The organism is Acidobacteriota bacterium (genome assembly GCA_016716715.1).
Classification (GTDB): Bacteria; Acidobacteriota; Thermoanaerobaculia; order UBA5066; family UBA5066; genus Fen-183.
This window is the reverse complement of record JADJVE010000001.1, coordinates 117,827-134,608: the sequence shown is the minus strand read 5'-3', so window position 1 is coordinate 134,608 and position 16,782 is coordinate 117,827. Positions and strand designations below refer to the sequence as shown.

General features: G+C 70.4%; 15 protein-coding genes. 11 read left to right on the top strand and 4 right to left on the bottom strand.

All coding sequences use genetic code 11. The features are described from left to right. Positions 1 to 3 precede the first annotated feature (3 nt). The 4 genes from yidC to rpmH all read right to left on the bottom strand — a co-directional run bounded on the left by yidC (position 4) and on the right by rpmH (position 2,589). Positions 4 to 1,722 (bottom strand): membrane protein insertase YidC, encoded by a 1,719-nt coding sequence (gene yidC / locus IPL89_00635; GenBank protein MBK9061705.1) that lies wholly within the window; start codon positions 1,720 to 1,722, stop codon positions 4 to 6. A 22-nt stretch (positions 1,723 to 1,744) separates the two neighbouring features. Further along, the gene (gene yidD / locus IPL89_00630) at positions 1,745 to 1,984 is read right to left on the bottom strand and encodes a membrane protein insertion efficiency factor YidD (protein ID MBK9061704.1); all 240 of its coding nucleotides are present in this window, start codon (positions 1,982 to 1,984) and stop codon (positions 1,745 to 1,747) included. A gap of 5 nt (positions 1,985 to 1,989) precedes the next feature. Beyond that, entirely contained in the window at positions 1,990 to 2,331 is a 342-nt protein-coding gene (gene rnpA / locus IPL89_00625) for a ribonuclease P protein component (GenBank protein ID MBK9061703.1), read from the bottom strand. A gap of 114 nt (positions 2,332 to 2,445) precedes the next feature. Further along, positions 2,446 to 2,589 carry a 50S ribosomal protein L34 gene (gene rpmH, locus IPL89_00620; protein ID MBK9061702.1) on the bottom strand — a complete coding sequence of 48 codons (144 nt, stop codon included), beginning with the start codon at positions 2,587 to 2,589 and terminating at the stop codon, positions 2,446 to 2,448. Positions 2,590 to 2,732: 143 nt separating this feature from the next. Here rpmH and dnaA point away from each other — a divergent pair, with 143 nt between their 5' ends. From dnaA to IPL89_00565, 11 genes are all read left to right on the top strand, one after another. Next, complete coding sequence (gene dnaA / locus IPL89_00615) at positions 2,733 to 4,046, top strand: chromosomal replication initiator protein DnaA (GenBank protein ID MBK9061701.1); 1,314 nt, start codon at positions 2,733 to 2,735, stop codon at positions 4,044 to 4,046. Between the two features lie 245 nt (positions 4,047 to 4,291). Further along, positions 4,292 to 5,416: a DNA polymerase III subunit beta gene (gene dnaN / locus IPL89_00610; protein ID MBK9061700.1), complete on the top strand. Its 1,125-nt coding sequence runs from the start codon at positions 4,292 to 4,294 to the stop codon at positions 5,414 to 5,416. 8 nt (positions 5,417 to 5,424) lie between these two features. Further along, positions 5,425 to 6,585 carry a DNA replication and repair protein RecF gene (gene recF, locus IPL89_00605; protein ID MBK9061699.1) on the top strand — a complete coding sequence of 387 codons (1,161 nt, stop codon included), beginning with the start codon at positions 5,425 to 5,427 and terminating at the stop codon, positions 6,583 to 6,585. Next, the gene (gene gyrB / locus IPL89_00600; protein ID MBK9061698.1) at positions 6,582 to 9,038 is read left to right on the top strand and encodes a DNA topoisomerase (ATP-hydrolyzing) subunit B; all 2,457 of its coding nucleotides are present in this window, start codon (positions 6,582 to 6,584) and stop codon (positions 9,036 to 9,038) included. The genes recF and gyrB overlap by 4 nt, the downstream gene beginning before the upstream one ends. A gap of 28 nt (positions 9,039 to 9,066) precedes the next feature. Beyond that, positions 9,067 to 11,649, top strand: a complete 2,583-nt coding sequence (gene gyrA / locus IPL89_00595) for a DNA gyrase subunit A (GenBank protein ID MBK9061697.1) — start codon at positions 9,067 to 9,069, stop codon at positions 11,647 to 11,649. Between the two features lie 21 nt (positions 11,650 to 11,670). After that, entirely contained in the window at positions 11,671 to 12,324 is a 654-nt protein-coding gene (locus tag IPL89_00590; GenBank protein ID MBK9061696.1) for a fructose-6-phosphate aldolase, read from the top strand. Continuing rightward, positions 12,324 to 12,608: a DUF507 family protein gene (locus tag IPL89_00585; protein ID MBK9061695.1), complete on the top strand. Its 285-nt coding sequence runs from the start codon at positions 12,324 to 12,326 to the stop codon at positions 12,606 to 12,608. The genes IPL89_00590 and IPL89_00585 overlap by 1 nt, the downstream gene beginning before the upstream one ends. A gap of 85 nt (positions 12,609 to 12,693) precedes the next feature. Continuing rightward, complete coding sequence (locus IPL89_00580; GenBank protein ID MBK9061694.1) at positions 12,694 to 14,217, top strand: PLP-dependent aminotransferase family protein; 1,524 nt, start codon at positions 12,694 to 12,696, stop codon at positions 14,215 to 14,217. A gap of 17 nt (positions 14,218 to 14,234) precedes the next feature. After that, positions 14,235 to 15,143 carry a pyridoxal 5'-phosphate synthase lyase subunit PdxS gene (pdxS, locus tag IPL89_00575; protein ID MBK9061693.1) on the top strand — a complete coding sequence of 303 codons (909 nt, stop codon included), beginning with the start codon at positions 14,235 to 14,237 and terminating at the stop codon, positions 15,141 to 15,143. Positions 15,144 to 15,147: 4 nt separating this feature from the next. Then, positions 15,148 to 15,735: a pyridoxal 5'-phosphate synthase glutaminase subunit PdxT gene (gene pdxT, locus IPL89_00570; protein MBK9061692.1), complete on the top strand. Its 588-nt coding sequence runs from the start codon at positions 15,148 to 15,150 to the stop codon at positions 15,733 to 15,735. Next, positions 15,732 to 16,520 (top strand): enoyl-CoA hydratase/isomerase family protein, encoded by a 789-nt coding sequence (locus tag IPL89_00565; GenBank protein ID MBK9061691.1) that lies wholly within the window; start codon positions 15,732 to 15,734, stop codon positions 16,518 to 16,520. The genes pdxT and IPL89_00565 overlap by 4 nt, the downstream gene beginning before the upstream one ends. Positions 16,521 to 16,782: the final 262 nt, after the last annotated feature.

Here is a 16,782-nt window from a genome sequence, read left to right as displayed (position 1 = left end):
TCCTCAGGACGCCTTCGGCTTCATTGAAGAATGCCCGAGGTCCGTGAAGCGGTTGAGGATCATCTGCTGGGCGATCGTCAGGATGTTCTGCATGAGCCAGTAGAGGACGAGGCCGGACGGCACGTCCTTGAACAGGAAGCCCATGACGAGCGGCATGATGTTCTGGACGCGCTTCATCGTGGCGTCGCCGGTCGTCGGCGTCATTTGCTGCTGGATCCACATCGTCGCCGTCATGAGGATCGGCGTGACGTAGTACGGGTCCTTCGCGGAGAGGTCCGTGATCCAGAGCATGAACGGCGCGTGCCGGAGCTCGATCGAGTGCGCGAGCAGGTTGTAGAACGCGATGAGAATCGGCATCTGCAGGAGGAGGGGCAGGCAGCCGCCCGCGGGGTTCACGCCCTCCTGCTTGTAGAGACCCATCATCTCCTCGTTCATCTTCACGCGCGCCTGCGGATCCTGCTTGAGGCGCGAGCCCCACTTCGTCCGGATCGCCTCCACCTTCGGCTGCAGCGCGCCCATCTTCTTCATCGAGACGAGCTGCTTGTGCGTGAGCGGGTAGAGAAGGACCTTGATGACGACGGTGATGAGGAGGATCGCGACGCCCCAGTTTCCGACGTACTTGTGGATCGCGCGCAGCCCCCACAGAAGCGGCTTCACGAGGACCGCGAACCAGCCGTAGTCGATCACGCGGTCGAGGCCCGGCCGCGTCTTCTCGAGGATGTCGATTGCCTTCGGTCCGAGGAAAACGTCCGTCGCAAGGGCGCCGGTCCCGGACAGGACGACCTCGCTCTCGGCCGCAGCCGCCGGCGCGGCCGCCGGCGTCGCGGACGGCGCCGCGGTCTGCGCCGGGACGGGCGCGCTCAGCGAGACCGGGCGGAGCGCCACGACGCCCTGCGCGCCGGGCAGGAACGCCGTGAGGAAGTAGTTGTCCTCGAGCCCCGCCGCCACAAGGCCGGCGAGTCCCGGCACGGCCTCCTTGAGCCCGTCCTTGGCCCGGCGCGTGACCGAGCCGCCCGTCGCCACCGTGATCGTCCCGCCGGGGGTCGAGTAACGGCTCTGCAGCTCCTCGCCCGACGGGTTCCCGATGCTCGGGCCGAGGACGACGCCGACCGGGCCCGCCGCGCCCGCGGGGCCCTCGCGCTCGACCTTCAGGCCGATGACGTACGAGTCGCGGAAGACGTACGTCGCCGTGAGCCCGTTGCCGTCCGCCTCGCGGTACCGGAACCGCACGGTCTTCTCGCTCCCGTTCTCTTCCTTCGCGACGGCGAAGCGCGCCTTCGCCGCGCGGGCGAGGAACGGGTCCGCGGGGTCGAGCGCGAGCGTGCGCCCGGGATACGGCGCGTCCAGGCGGACCAGGTTGAGCGGCTTGCCGGCGCCGTCGCGGTGCTGCGCGAGGACGAACGCGGTGAGGACGGCGCCCTCGTTCGAGAGGCGCGCCGTGTAGAGCGGCTGGTGGACCTCGACGGTCTCCCCGGCGGCCGCGGCGATCGGCTCGACGGGCACCGCCGGGGCGGCCGGCGGCGGCGCGGCGGCAACCGGCGCGGGAGCAGCGGTGGTGGCGGGGGAGGCCGCGGCGGGAGAACCCGGCGCCGCCGTTTTCGGGGCGGCCGCCGCCGCCGCCGGTTTCGTGGGCGCGGGGGCCGGCGGCGGGAACAGCACGTACCAGCCGATCAGGACGGCGGCCGAAAGGGCGAACGCGAGGACGAGTCGTTTGGTCTCCAAGAGGTCTCCTTGGACGATCTTCTCAGGGTACGGGGTCGTGGCCGCCCGCGTGGAACGGATGGCAGCTCGCCAGCCGCCTCGCGGCGAGCGCGAGGCCGCGGGGTAGGCCGTGGCGGAGGACCGCTTCACGCGCGTATTCCGAGCAGGTCGGCGTGAACCGGCAGGCGGGCGGCAGCAGCGGAGAGACGAATTTCTTGTAGAAGCCGAAGACGGCCGCGGCCGCGCGGGCCCCGGGGGTCGGCTCGGCGGGGAAGGCGGCCACGGCGCTCACGCGCGCTCCGGCCACGCGGCGAGGGCGGCGCGGTCGAGCAGGGCGCGCAGCTCGGCGTCGAGCGCCGGAAACGGGGCGGTCGCGGCACGCGACATGACGTTCACGACGACCTCGAGGGACGCGGCCAGGGGAGCGGCGGCGTGCCAGCGGCGGTAGATCTCGCGCACCCGGCGCCGGGCGCGGTTGCGCAGGACGGCGTTTCCGACCTTGCGCGTGGCCGTGATTCCGAGCCGGCCCGCGCCGTCCTTCGGCCGCGCGAACACGACGACGAGGCGGCCGTGGTGGCGGCGGCCGGCGTCGTAGGTCGCGGTGAAGTCCCGGCGCGCGGCGATCCGCAAGGCGGCGCGGGAACGCCTCCGCGCGCGCGGGGCGCGGTTCGGGCGGTACGCGTGGACTCATGAACCGGCTCTTTGGCCGGGGGGGCCCGGTGGCGGCCCGGGCCCCTCCTCCGCTCAGGCGGAGAGGGTCTTGCGGCCCTTGGCCCGGCGGCGGGCGAGGACGGCGCGGCCGGTCTTGGTTCTCATCCGGATGAGGAAGCCGTGCGTCCTCTTCCGGTGGCGGTTGTTGGGCTGGAACGTTCTCTTCGTTTTGGCCATGGTTGGCGGACCCTCCCGCGGGGAGGGGGATTCTCCGGGTCCCGGCCCCGCCTGTCAACCCGAAGGGTCTTGGACCCCCGCTGGACGGGTGGTAGGCTCTCGCCCCCCGTCGCAAGATCGATTTGCACAGCGGTGGACATCCTGTGGAAAAAGCCAACTCCTGGGCCAAGATACTCGAGCACCTGAAGACCCGCGTCGACGAGCGGGAGTTCGACTCCTGGTTCCGCGATTCGCGCCAGAAGTCGGAAACCGCGGAGGCGATCTTCGTCCAGGTTCGAACGCCCCTCTTCGTCGACTACATCCCGGAGGCCTACGCCCACCAGATCGCCGAGGCGGCCCGCCTCGCGGGCGTCGGAACCCGCGAGATCCGGTTCGGCGCCGACGGGGAGTTCCGCTCTTCGGTCAACCCGCAGAAGATCCCGTCCGAGCCGCGGCGCCGGGCCGGCGGCCTGAACCCCGCGTACACGTTCGAGAATTTCGTGACCGGCTCGTCGAACCGTCTCGCGCACGCGGCCGCGCTGCGCGTTGCCGACCAGACTTCCCGCCAGTACAACCCGCTCCTCGTCTGCGGCGGCACGGGCCTCGGCAAGACGCACCTCATGCAGGCCATCGGCCACCGGCGCCTCTCGCGCCACCCCGGCGAGAAGGTCATCTACCTGACGTCCGAGAACTTCGTGAACGAGGTCGTCCTCGGCCTCAGGTTCAACAAGATGGAAGCGGTCCGCCAGCGTTTCCGCGCCGCCGACCTCCTCCTCCTCGACGACGTGCAGTTCGTGGTCGGCAAGGAGGCTTCCGAGAACGAGCTCTTCCACACGTTCAACGCGCTCTACGACGAGGGCAACCAGATCGTCTTCTCCTCGGACGTGCCGCCGCGCGAGATTCCCGGGCTCGCGGAGCGCCTCAAGAGCCGTTTCGAGGGCGGGCTCATCGTGGACATCCAGCTGCCCGACTTCGAGACGAAGGTCGCGATCCTCCGGCAGAAGGCCGACGCGCACGAGGTCGCGCTGGAGGACGACGTCTCGTTCTTCCTCGCGTCGAAGATCAAGTCCTCGATCCGCGAGTTGGAGGGCTACTTCAACCGCGTCGTCGCGTACGCGTCGCTCAAGGGCGAGCCCGTCTCTCTCGACCTCGCGCGCGAGTCGCTGAAGGACGTCTTCCGCGCCGAGGAGTCCGCCGCCTCTCCCGCCGAGATCGTCAAGGGCATCGCGGCGCATTACGGCCTGAAGCCGAACGAGATGCGCGCGCGGTCCAAGCGCGGGCCGATCGTCTTCCCGCGCCAGGTCGCGATGTACGTTCTGAAGGAAGCCACTCACCTCTCGCTCCCGGAGATCGGCCGGCTCTTCTCCGACAAGCACCACACGACGGCTCTTCACGCGGTGCGCAAGATCGCGGCGCTGCGCGAGGAGGATTCCGACTTCGACCGTCTCGTGGCGGGCTTCCTGGCGCAGTATCGCTGACTTTTCCACGCTTTTTTCCACCCGTTTTCCTCCCCGCTTGGCGCCCGCTTGGATAACCCGGCACACCCGTTTTCCATGTCTCGTGAATACACAATCCGGTGGCCGGCGATGCACAGGGTGTTGTGCTCTTCAACCCTCTCAATTTGAACGAGTTACATACTTCTCCACTTTTTGACACTCCCTACGACTTCTACTTCTTTTGGGGGGTTCTGAATGGTACGATTCAGATTCCTTAAGGAGTCGTCGTGGAGCTGACAATTCCGGCCTCGGTTCTTGCCCGCGAACTCAGCCTGATTCAGGGCGTCGTGGAGAAGAGAACCACGCATCAGATTCTCACGAACGTGCTTCTCGAAGCGCGAAATGGCGTCCTCGCCCTGACGGCGACAGATCTGGACACGACCCTCGTGTCCGAGATCCCGACGACGGCACAGAAGAGTGCCGGGGCCGTGACGGCGCCGGCACGCCGGCTTTACGACGTCGTGCGCGAGTTGCCGCCGAACGCCGAGCTCAAGCTCAAGGTGCTCGAGAACAACCACGTGTCCGTCGAGTGCAAGGAACCAAAGCTGCGGATCCGGCTCAATGGCCTGCCGGCCGGGGACTACCCCACGCGGCCGGAGCCCTCCGGGGGTCCGTCGCTCACGTTGCCGTTCGGCGCGCTGCGCCGCATGGTCGACAAGGTCCGCTTCGCGGTTTCGACCGAGGAGATGCGCCTGCAGCTGCAGGGGGCTCTCCTGAAGGCGAAGAACGGCGTCGTCGAGATGGTCGCCACCGACGGGCACCGGCTCGCCCTGGTCGAGGTGGAAGGGTCGAAGGCCGATTCGGGGTTCGAGCCCGTGCTCGTTTCGAAGAAGATCCTCGACGAGCTCGGAAAGCTCGACGCGGCGGATGACGCGGCCGTGACGATCGTGCGCGGCACGAACCACATCGGGTTCGTCGTCGGGAACCGGAAGCTGTTCTCGAAGCTCGACGAGCGCCGCTTTCCCGACTACGAGAAGGTCATCAGCAAGGAAAACGACAAGAAAGCCGTCGTCCCGCGGGAAGAGCTCCTCGGCGCGGTGAGGCGCATCGCGCTCCTCTCGGGCGACCGGACGAAGGCCGTGAGCCTCGCGTTCGACAAGGGATCGCTCGTCGTTTCGTCCGAGAGCCAGGAGGTCGGCGACGGCTCGCAGGAGATCCCCGCGGCCTACGACTCGACCCCCGTGACGCTGCGCCTCAACGCGCGCTACCTCGAGCAGTTCCTCGAGGCGGCCGAGACCAAGGACGTCCACTTGTTCGTCAAGGACGAGCAGGCCCAGTGCCAGGGCCGGCCCGGGGAGCCACTCGGCGGCATCCGGAGCTACCTCTACGTCGTCATGCCGATGCGGATGTAAAAGGCCTAGTGGAGATTCTGTCCCTCACGTCGGACGCGTTCCGGAACCTCGCCAGCACCCGGCTCGAGTTCCACCCGAGGCTCAACCTCGTGGTGGGAGACAACGGGCAGGGCAAGACGAACCTCCTCGAGGCGCTCGCGCTGGTCTCCGGACGGGCGTCGTTCCGCACCCGCGACCTCGCGGAGGTGCGTGAGCACCTGGCTCCGCGCACGGTCGTGTCCGCGCGCGTGCGCGAGGCGGGAGACCCACGCACCGACGCGACCCTCGGCCTCGTTCTTTCGGCCGGCGTTCGCGAGCACTACCGGGACGGCAAGCGCGTCACGCGCCTCACGGCCGCCCGCACGCTTCCCGCGGTGTTCCTGACGGCGCGCGACCTCGCGCGCCTCTCGGGGCCGGCGGCCGACCGCCGGCGCGCCCTCGACCGGGCCGCGCTCGCCGTCGACCCCGAGCACGCGCGCTTCCTCGCGCAGTACGAGAAGGCGCGCGCGTCCAAGACGCGGCTTCTCGCGCTCTCGCCGCGTTACGACGCCGACGAGATGGCCGTGTACGAATCGACGCTCTCCGAGACCGGCGCCCGGATCGCCGTCTCCCGCCGCGCGACGCGCGCGCGCCTCGAGACGGAGATCGCCCGGGCCGCCGAAGCTCTCGGCTCTCCCTTCCGCGGCGTCGCGCTCGAACTCCTGAGCGACCTCCCGGCCGAGGGCGACGCGGCGGACCACTCGCGGGCCCTGGCCGCGCTCATGCGGCAGAAGAAGGCCGACGAGCGGCGGGCCCAGCGCTGCCTCGCGGGGCCGCACCGCGACGACGTTCTCCTGAAGGCCGAGGGCGTTCCGGTCGCGTCGCGCGCCTCTTCCGGCGAGACGCGGACCTTCCTCCTCGCGTGGACGCTCGCCGAGATGACGCTCATGGCCGAGGCGGCGGGCAACCCGCCGGTCCTCGCGTTCGACGACTTCGACTCCGAGTGGGACCCTCGCGTCCTCGGCGCCTTCGCCGAGGCGCTTCCGGAGGACGGGCAGATTTTTCTCTCGTCCGCGCGCCCGGAGGCCGTCCGCGGACTCCCGCTACCCGCGGGCGCCCTCTACCGCATGGCGGCGGGCCGCCTCGCGCGCGAGGGAATCCTCGGCGCGGGCCGGTCCGCGTCGCGCGTCGCCCGCGGAGGCGGCCGGTGAGCGCGGAGTCGAACCCGAACTCGGGCGACGACTACGGCGCCGCGTCGATCAAGCTCCTCAAGGGGCTCGAGGCCGTGCGCAAGCGGCCGGGGATGTACATCGGAAACACCGACGACATCACGGGCCTCCACCACATGGTGACCGAGCTCGTCGACAACGCGATCGACGAGGCCCAGGCCGGCTACTGCGACACGATCAGCGTCGTCGTCCACGCGGACGACTCCGTGACGGTCGAGGACAACGGGCGCGGCATCCCGGTCGGGCCGCACCCGGTCCACAAGCGCGAGACGCTCGAGATCATCCTCACGGACCTCCACTCGGGAGGGAAGTTCGACGACAACGCGTACAAGGTCTCGGGCGGCCTCCACGGCGTCGGCCTCTCCGTCGTGAACGCGCTCGCGGGCGCGCTCCTCGTCGAGGTCAAGCGCGAGGGGAAGGTCTGGCAGCAGCGTTACGGCAAGGGCGTTCCGCTCGAGCCCATCCGCGAGGTCGGGAAAACCGCCAAGACGGGCACGAAGATCACGTTCAAGGCGGACCCCGAGATCTTCTCGGTCACGAGCTACAACTTCGACGGGCTGTCGCAGCGCCTTCGCGAGCTCGCGTTCCTGAACCGGGGCGTCACGATCGAGGCCGTCGACGAGCGCGACCCCAAGGGCGAAAAGAAGCACGTCTTCAGGTACGAGGGCGGGATCAAGTCCTTCGTGGAGCACCTCAACAAGAACAAGGCGCCGCTGCACGAGGCCGTCATCACGTTCGCGGACGTGAAGAACCCGACCGGCGACCCGGCGCAGGACGCCAAGCACGAGCGGCTCGACGTCGCGCTCCAGTGGAACGAGGGCTACGCCGAGCAGATCTTCTGCTTCACGAACACGATCTCGAACAAGGACGGCGGCACGCACCTCGAGGGCCTCAAGGCCGCGCTCACGCGGGCGATCCAGCGCTACGCCGAGAGCACGGGGCTCACGAAGAACCTCAAGGACACGACGCTCTCCGGCGACGACTGCCGCGAGGGCCTCACGGCCGTCGTCTCGCTCAAGATCCGCGACCCGAAGTTCTCCTCGCAGACGAAGGAGAAGCTCGTTTCGCAGGAAGCGAAGACGTGGGTCCAGACCGTCACCTACGAACGGCTATCGAGCTTCTTCGAGGAGAACCCGAAGGTGGCGCGCCGGGTCGTCGAGAAGATCGTCGACGCCGCGCGGGCGCGCGAGGCGGCCCGCAAGGCGCGCGAGCTCGTCCGCCGCAAGGGCGCGCTGGACGGCGCGGGTCTTCCCGGCAAGCTCGCGGACTGCCAGGAAGGCGATCCGGCGCTGTCGGAGATCTTCATCGTCGAGGGCGACTCGGCCGGCGGCTCGGCCAAGCAGGGCCGCGACCGGCGGACGCAGGCGATCCTCCCGCTCAAGGGCAAGATCCTGAACGTCGAGAAAGCGCGCTTCGACAAGATGCTCGCCTTCGCGGAGATCCGCTCGCTCATCCTCGCGCTCGGCGCGGGGATCGGCGAGGACTTCGACGCCGGCAAGATCCGCTACCACAAGATCATCCTCATGACGGACGCCGACGTCGACGGGAGCCACATCCGGACGCTCCTCCTGACGTTCTTCTTCCGCCAGATGCGCGCGACGATCGACAAGGGCTACCTCTACATCGCGCAGCCCCCGCTCTTCCGCGTCGTGGAGGGCAAGAGGGAGACCTTTCTCAAGGACGAGAAGGAAAAGGCGCGGTTCCTCCTCGCGCGCCTCGGCGAGGACCGCACGCTCGTCTCCGAGACGACCGAGAAGACGGCCTCCGGCGCGGCGCTCACCGCGCTCGTGGCCGAGATGCAGGAGTGGCGCGGCCTCGTCGCGCGCCTCGCCGTGCGCGGCTTCCCCGAGGCGCTCCTCAGGACGCTCGTGAACGGCGGCCTCACGGACCCCGCGGCCTTCGCCGACCGCACGCGCCTCGAGCGCGCGGCGCAGGAGCTCTCGGCCGTCGTCGAGGCGTTCGAGATCCGCGCGGACGAGGAGCACGGCGGCCACGCGATCCACGTCCGGCAGGCCGTGAACGGCGTCGTCAAGACGGGCGTCGTGGACGCGGCGTTCCTCGCCGGCTACGAGATGCGCAAGGTGGCCGACCTCGCCGCGAAGATCGACGGGTTCCTGGACGGGCCGTACCGGCTCCGGGCGAACGGCTCCGGCGCCGAGCAGGCGCTCGCGACGCTGCCCGAGGCCGTCGACGCGGTCCTCGCGAGCGCGGAGAAGGGCCTCACGATCAACCGCTACAAGGGCCTCGGCGAGATGAACCCCGAGACGCTCTGGGAGACGACGATGAACCCCGCGTCGCGCCGGCTCCTGCAGGTGCGCGTCGAGGACGCCGTCGAGGCCGACGAGATTTTCACGATCCTGATGGGCGACGCGGTCGAGCCGCGGCGCGAATTCATCGAGGCGAACGCCCTGAACGTCTCGAACCTGGATATCTGACATGGCCGACACACCCGAAAAGCCCCCCGTGATCGACCCGACGGAGAAGATCCCCGTCTCCATCGAGGAGGAGATCCGGCGGAGCTACCTCGACTACGCGATGTCCGTCATCGTCGGGCGCGCCCTGCCCGACGTGCGCGACGGATTGAAGCCCGTGCACCGCCGCGTCCTGTACGGGATGTGGGAGCAGAGCAACCGCGCCGGCCGCCCGTACAAAAAGTCAGCGCGCATCGTCGGCGACGTCATGGGCAAGTACCACCCGCACGGCGACTCGGCGATCTACGACACGATCGTCCGCATGGCCCAGCCGTTCTCGCTGCGCGAGCCGCTCGTGGACGGCCAGGGCAACTTCGGCTCCGTGGACGGCGACGCGGCCGCCGCGATGCGCTACACGGAGATCCGCCTCGCGCGCCTCGCCGACGACCTCATCGGCGACGACATCGACAAGGAGACGGTCGACTGGACGCTGACGTACGACGGCTCGCTCCAGGAGCCCGTCGTCCTGCCGTCGGCGTTCCCGAACCTGCTCGTGAACGGCTCGGAGGGGATCGCGGTCGGCATGGCGACGAAGATCCCGCCGCACAACCTCGCCGAGGCGTGCGACGCGGCGGTCCTCCTCCTCGACGATTCGAAGACCGACCTGGCCGGGCTCCTGAAAGCCCTGCCGGGCCCCGACTTCCCGACGGGCGGGATCATCCTCGGCCGCCAGGGAATCGTGGACGCGTACCGGACCGGGCGCGGCATCCTGCAGGTGCGCGGCAAGGCGGGGATCGAGAAGAACAAGAAGGGCGACCGCGAGTCGATCGTCATCACGGAAATCCCCTACCAGGTCAACAAGGCGCGGCTCATCGAGCTCATCGCGCATCTCGTGAACGAGAAGCGCCTCGAGGGCATCTCCGCGATCCGCGACGAGTCCGACCGCGAGGGAATGCGGGTCGTCGTCGACGTCAAGCGCGACGCCGTCGCGCAGGTCGTCCTGAACCAGATCCTCGCGCTCACGCCGCTGCAGTCTTCGTTCGGAATCATCTTCCTCGCGATCGTGGACGGGCAGCCGCGCGTCCTCCCGCTGAAGGACCTCTTCCGCCACTTCCTCGACCACCGCCGCGCGGTCGTCGTGCGCCGCACGCAGTTCGACCTCCGGAAGGCCGAGGAGCGCGCGCACCTCCTGCTCGGCCTCGCCGTCGCGCTCGCGAACCTCGACCGCGTCATCGCGATCATCCGGGGGAGCAAGGACGCCGCGGAGGCGAAGGAACGGCTGTGCGCGGAGGTGGTCGTCGAGAAGGCCGCGCTCGAGAAGTTCCTCGGCGTCGAGTCGCTCGAGATCTCCGCGTCCGCGCGCACCGAGGACGGCCTCCTGCGCCTCGACGCGGTCCAGGCGCAGGCGATCCTCGAAATGCGCCTGCAGCGCCTCACGGGCCTCGAGCGCGAGAAGATCCTCGCCGAATACCGCGAAGTCCTCTCCCTCGTCGCCGACCTGAAGGACATCCTCGCGACGCCCGCCCGCGTCGCCGCGATCATCCGCGCCGAGCTTCTCGCGGTGAAGGAGCGCTTCGGGAACCCGCGCCGCACCGAGATCCAGGCGGAGGCCGGCACGCTCGAGATGGAAGACCTCATCGCCGAGGAGGAGGTCGTCCTCACGATCTCCCGCGGCGGCTACGCGAAGAGGACGCCGCTCTCCGTCTACCGGGCGCAGCGCCGCGGCGGCAAGGGCCGCACGGGCGCCGCGACGGCCGCCGAGGACGTCGTCGAGCACCTCTTCGTCGGCTCGACGCACGATTCGCTTCTGGCGTTTACCAATAAGGGCCGCGTCCACTGGGTCAAGGTCTACGACCTCCCGTCGCTCGCGCCCGCGACGCGCGGCAAGGCCCTCGTGAACTTCCTCGCCCTCGAGGAGGGCGAGCGCCTCGCCGCGATGGCGACGACGCGCACGTTCCCCGACGACCGCTTCCTGATCTTCGCGACGCGGAACGGCACCGTGAAGAAGACGGTCCTCTCCGCGTACGGCAACCCGCGCGAGAAAGGGATCATCGCGATCAAGCTCGAGGAGGGCGACGAGCTCCTCTCGGCGCAGATCACGGACGGCACCCGAAAAGTGTTCCTCGGGACCCGCAACGGGATGGGCATCAAGTTCGAGGAGACGGACGTCCGCGCGATGGGCCGCGACACGACGGGCGTCAAGGGGATCGAGCTGCGCGAGGGCGACTTCCTCGTCGAGATGGACCTCGTCGAGGACTCGTCGACGCTCCTCGCGGTCACGGAGAAGGGCTACGGCAAGCGCACGGACATCGCGGAATACCGCCAGCAGGGCCGGGGCGGCACGGGCGTCATCAACGTGAAGGTCACCGAGAAGAACGGCCCCGTCGTGGGCGTCTCGTCCGTGACGGACACCGACCACCTCCTTCTGATCACGGAGCAGGGGATCCTGATCCGGATCGCGGTCTCGGACGTGCGCGAAACCGGCCGCGCGACGATGGGCGTCAAGCTCATCGACCTGGCGGACGGGGACCGTGTCGTCGCCGTCGCGAAGCTCGCGGGCGAGGACGTCCCGAACGGCGACGCCGAGCCTCCGGCCGAGGGCGCGCCGCCCCCCGAAGGCCCGCAAACCGCCTAGACGGGCTAGACTCCGCCCCCCATGCGATTTTTTCTCGACACCGCGGACGCCGACGAGGCGCGCCGCGTCCGCGAGTGGGGCCTCCTCGACGGGATCCTCCTCCGGCCCGACGCCGCCGGAGCCCCTGGGCGGGACACCCGCCGCCTGCTCGCCGAGCTCGCGCAGGTCGGCGACGGCCCGGTCGTTGCGACGCTCGCGGCGGGCGACCCGAAGGCGATGTACAAGGAGGCGCGCGAGCTCCACAAGCACGGCAAGAACGTCGTCCTGCGCGTCCCGATGACGCGCGAAGGCCTGCGCGTCGTGCGCCTCCTCGGCGACGAGCAGATCGCGACGGACGTCGGCCTCGTCTACACGGCCTCGCAGGCGCTCCTCGCCGCGCGCGCCGGCAGCGCGTACGTGAGCCCGTCCGTCGGCGAGCTGGACGACGCGGGCCAGATCGGGATGGACGTCGTCGAGTCCATCGTGCGCGTGTACGACAACTACGGCCTCGAGACGCAGATCTGCGTGCAGGGAATCCAGAACCCGATCCACGTCCTCGACGCGGCCGCCCTCGGGGCCGACGTCGCGACGCTGCCGTACGCCGTCCTCGACAAGCTCTTCGACCATCCGCTCACCGCGAAGGGCGTCGCGCTCCTGCGCGCCCCGGCGGGCGACGGGCCGAGACGGATTCACTGATGTCGATCTCCCGCGAGCGGGCCGTGGACCTTTCGCACCGGATGGTCGAGCGTCTCGGGAAGACGCCGGGCGTGGTCGTGGCGGCCGAGCGCGAGTTCCTCAGGAACCACATCCTCCAGGCGATCCTCGCGTGGGACAAGGAAAACGACCGGATCACCGGCGCCGTAAAGGCGAAAATCGCCGAAAAAGCGCGCCGCGTCGTCGAAGGCACGCGCGAGTGGGACCTCCTCGTCGCCGAGGAGATGGAGCGCGCGTACGCGGCGTTCCTCTCCCGCGGCGAGTAGCCTGGCCGGGTCGCGCCCACACTTGGTTGGCTCGAGGTGGCGGCCGGTTTGACGTTGGTCTAGGCCAAGACCTAACGTATCGGGCATGGCGACGTCAGGGACAGAGCCCGTGAGCGCGGCGGCGCGGGTCCCGCTCTACCGGACCATCGCGGACGCGGTCATCCGCGACATCCGTCGCGGCAAGCACCTCGAGGGCGAGCGCCTCCCCGCGTCCCGCGATCTCGCGCGGGCGCTCGAGGTCAACCGGGCGACCGTCCACCAGGCGCTCCAGGTCCTCAAGCGCGAGGGCTGGATCGAGACGAACAAGGGGGGCGGGACCCGCGTCGTGCGCCGCTCCAGCGCGGCCCCCGTTCTCGGGCCCGCGCCCGCCTGGGACCGCATCGCGTCGTCGCTTCTCCTCCGGATCGTCGCGGAGCCGCCCGCTGCCGAGCCGGTGGCCGCCCCGTACGACCTCTCGCGCCTCGCGCCCGACGAACGCGACTTCCCGGCCGCGGCGTTCGCCGCGCTGCTGGCCGAGGTCGCGCGCGACGGAACGCTCCTCGCGTACGGCTCGCCGTTCGGCTACCGGCCGCTGCGCGAGACGCTGGCCGAGCGCCTGTCGCGCCGGGGGATCGCGGCCGACCCCGACGCGCTCCTCATCGTGAACGGCGCGCAGCAGGGCCTCGACCTCATCACGCGCGCGCTCGTCGACCCGGGCGACGCCGTCGCCGTCGAGAGCCCGAGCTACTCGGGCGCGCTCTCGCTCCTGCGCGCGCACCGCGCCCGCCTCGTCGGTGTGCCGCTCGACGACGAGGGGATGGAGACGGCCGCCTTCGAGCGCGCCCTCGCCGAGCGGCCGAAGTTCGTGTACGCGATCCCGGACTTCCACAACCCCACGGGACTCCTCGCCTCGGCGCGGCGCCGGGCCGAGATCGCGGGCCGCGCCGCCGCCGCGGGCGTCCTCCTCGTGGAGGACGCGTTCGACGCGGATCTTCTCGTCGAGGGCGAGCTCCCGCCGCCGCTCGCCGCCCTCGCGCCGGAGCACGTGATTCACCTCGGGACGATCAGCAAGGCGCTCTTCCCGGGCGTGCGCGTCGGCTGGATCGCGGGACCGAGGGAGTTCGTCCACCGGCTCGCGGCGCTGAAGCGCGTCGGCGAGCTCACGTCTCCGCCGCTCCTGCAGGCCGCGCTGAACCTCTTCCTGACGCGCGGCGACTACGACCGCCACCTCGCGCGGACGCGCGTGCGGCTCAAGCGGCGCCTCGCGCTCGCTCACCGGACGGTCCTGAACCGCTTCCCGATCGGCACGGCCGTCGAGCGGCCCGCGGGCGGCTGGGTCCTCTGGGTGAGGCTGCCCGAGGGGGTGACCGGGCGCGCGCTCGTCGCGGCCGCGCGCGAGCAGGGGGTCCTCCTGTCGGCCGGCGCCGACTTCTCGCCCGACCAGTCCGACGTTTCCGCCATCCGCGTGTCCGTCGCACGCGGCACGACCGCCGAGCTCGAGAAGGCCCTCGAGATCGCGGGCGCCTCGGCGCGCGACCTCGCCCGCCAGGCCGCGCGTCAGAAGAAGGGCCGCGCGAAGTCCGCGCGGGACGCGAGCGACGCCCAGGAAGCGGCTCTCATTCAGATCTGAAGACGAAAGGAACTCCGATGACCACTCCCGTGTTCTCGTCCCCGTTCTCCTCCGACGCCTTCCGCGTCAAGGTCGGCCTCGCCGAGATGCTCAAGGGCGGCGTCATCATGGACGTCGTGAACGCCGACCAGGCGAAGATCGCCGAAGACGCCGGCGCGGCCGCCGTGATGGCGCTCGAGCGCGTCCCCGCCGACATCAGGCGCGACGGCGGCGTCGCCCGCATGTCGCCCGTCTCGAAGATCCGCGAGATCGAGGCCGCCGTCTCGATCCCCGTCATGGCGAAGTGCCGCATCGGCCACCTCGCGGAGGCGCGCATTCTCGAGGCGCTCGGCGTGGATTTCATCGACGAGTCCGAGGTCCTGACGCCGGCCGACGAGGAAAACCACGTCTACAAGCACGACTACAAGGTCCCGTTCGTTTGCGGGTGCCGGAATCTCGGCGAGGCGCTGCGCCGCATCGGCGAGGGCGCCGCGATGATCCGCACGAAGGGCGAGGCGGGCACCGGCGACATCGTCCACGCCGTCAAGCACCTTCGCGAGGTCACGCGCCAGATGAAGGCGTTGACGCTCCTCACGAAGGACGAGTGGATGACGGCGGCCAAGAACCTTCAGGCGCCGTTCGACCTCGTCGTGTGGGTCGCCGAGCACGGCCGGCTCCCGGTCCCGAATTTCGCGGCCGGCGGCATCGCGACGCCTGCGGACGCGGCGCTCTGCCGGATGCTCGGCGCCGAGGCCGTTTTCGTCGGCTCGGGGATCTTCAAGTCCGAAGACCCCGCCAGGCGCGCCCGCGCGATCGTCGAGGCCACGACGCACTTCGAGGACGCGGACCGCGTCGCGAAGGCGTCCGAGAACCTCGGCGAGGGCATGAAGGGCATCGAGGCGGCGAAGCTCCCCGAGGCCGAGCAGCTCCAGACCCGCGGCTGGTAGACCCGTGATCGGCGTTCTCGCCCTCCAGGGCGACTTCCAGGCGCACCTGGCGGCCCTCGGCCGCGCGGGCGTCGCCGCGCGCCCCGTGCGCACGGCGGCGGGGATCCTCGAGTCGACCGGCCTCGTGATCCCCGGGGGAGAGTCGACGACGTTTCGCACGCTCATGGAAGGCACGGGAATCGAGGCTGCGATCCGCGAGCTGGCGCGGCGGGGCGACCCGGTGCTCGGGACGTGTGCGGGCGCGATCCTCCTCGCGGACACCGTCACCAACCCCGAGGGCGCGGGCCTCGGCCTCCTTCCGGTGACGGTTGCGCGGAACGCGTACGGGCGCCAGCTGGACTCGACGGTGCTTCGCCTCACGGACGTGGACCGCGCGGCTCTCGGCGAGGGCCCGCTCGAGGCGGTGTTCATCCGCGCGCCCAAGATCACGGCCGCGGGCGCCGGAGTCGAGACCCTCGCCCGGCGCGACGGCGCCCCCGTCCTCGTCCGCAAGGACAACGTCGTGGCCGCGACGTTCCACCCGGAGCTCACCGAGGACCGCCGCGTCTTCGACCTCTTCCTCGCCGCCCGCATGAGAACATCGGCCCGATGAGCTCAGAGTTTTCCGCCGTCACGATCGACCGGCCGACCGACGTCTTCATCGAGGACCGGGGCGCGGTCCGCATCCTCTCGCTCTCTCGCGGGAAGGCGAACGCTCTCTCGACGGAGTTCGCGCACGCGCTCCACAACGCCGCCCTTGCCGCGCAGGAAGACCCATCCGTCCGTGGAGTCGTGCTCACGTCGACGAACCCGAAGATCTTCTCGGCGGGCTTCGACCTGAGGAAACTCGCGCACGCGACGGACGAGGAGTTCGCACGATTCGTCCGCGTCTTCGACTCGTTGTTTTTCGACCTCTTCCTCCTGGGCAAGCCGCTCGTCGTCGCGCTCACGGGCCACGCGGTCGCCGGGGGCGCGCTTCTCGCCTCGACGGCCGACTTCCGGATCGCGGCCGCGGGCCCGGGCACGATCGGCCTCCCCGAGGTGACGCTCGGCATCCACGTCCCGCGGCACTACCTCGAGGCGATGCGCACGACCGTCGGCAACCAGGCCCTCACGCACTGGGCGCTCCTCGGCGAGACGATGCCGTTCGCGGAGGCGCACGAGCTCGGGGCGATCGACCGGATCGTCCCGGCCGAGCGCCTGATCGAGGAGGCCGTCTCGTTCGCCCAGCGCCTCGGCGGCGCGTCGAGCGACGTCTACGCGGCGATCAAGCGAGACCTGCGCGGGGCGGCGTACGAACGCGCCCTGGACATCCAGCCCGACGCCCGCAAGGCCTTCGTCGAGTCGTGGTTCTCCGAGACGGGGCAGCGGGGTCTCGACCGCGCCCTCGCGCGTTGACGCGCGCGGGAGCCGTCTGACGTCCCCCGCGGCGCGCGCGTGGCTCGAGGCGCTCGGCCTCGAGCCGCGGCTCCCCGACACGCGCTTTCTCGAGGACCTCTTCCACGTCTTCCAGCGGCGCGTCGCGTGCGAGACGCTCACGCGCGCCGCGGGCGAGCCGGCGGCGTTCGACGCGGAGGCGTTCGCGGCGGAGTGGCCGGAGGAGGAGCGCGGCCTGACGGGCGAGGAGCGCGCGCTCTCGTTCGCGTGGTTCGCGACTCAG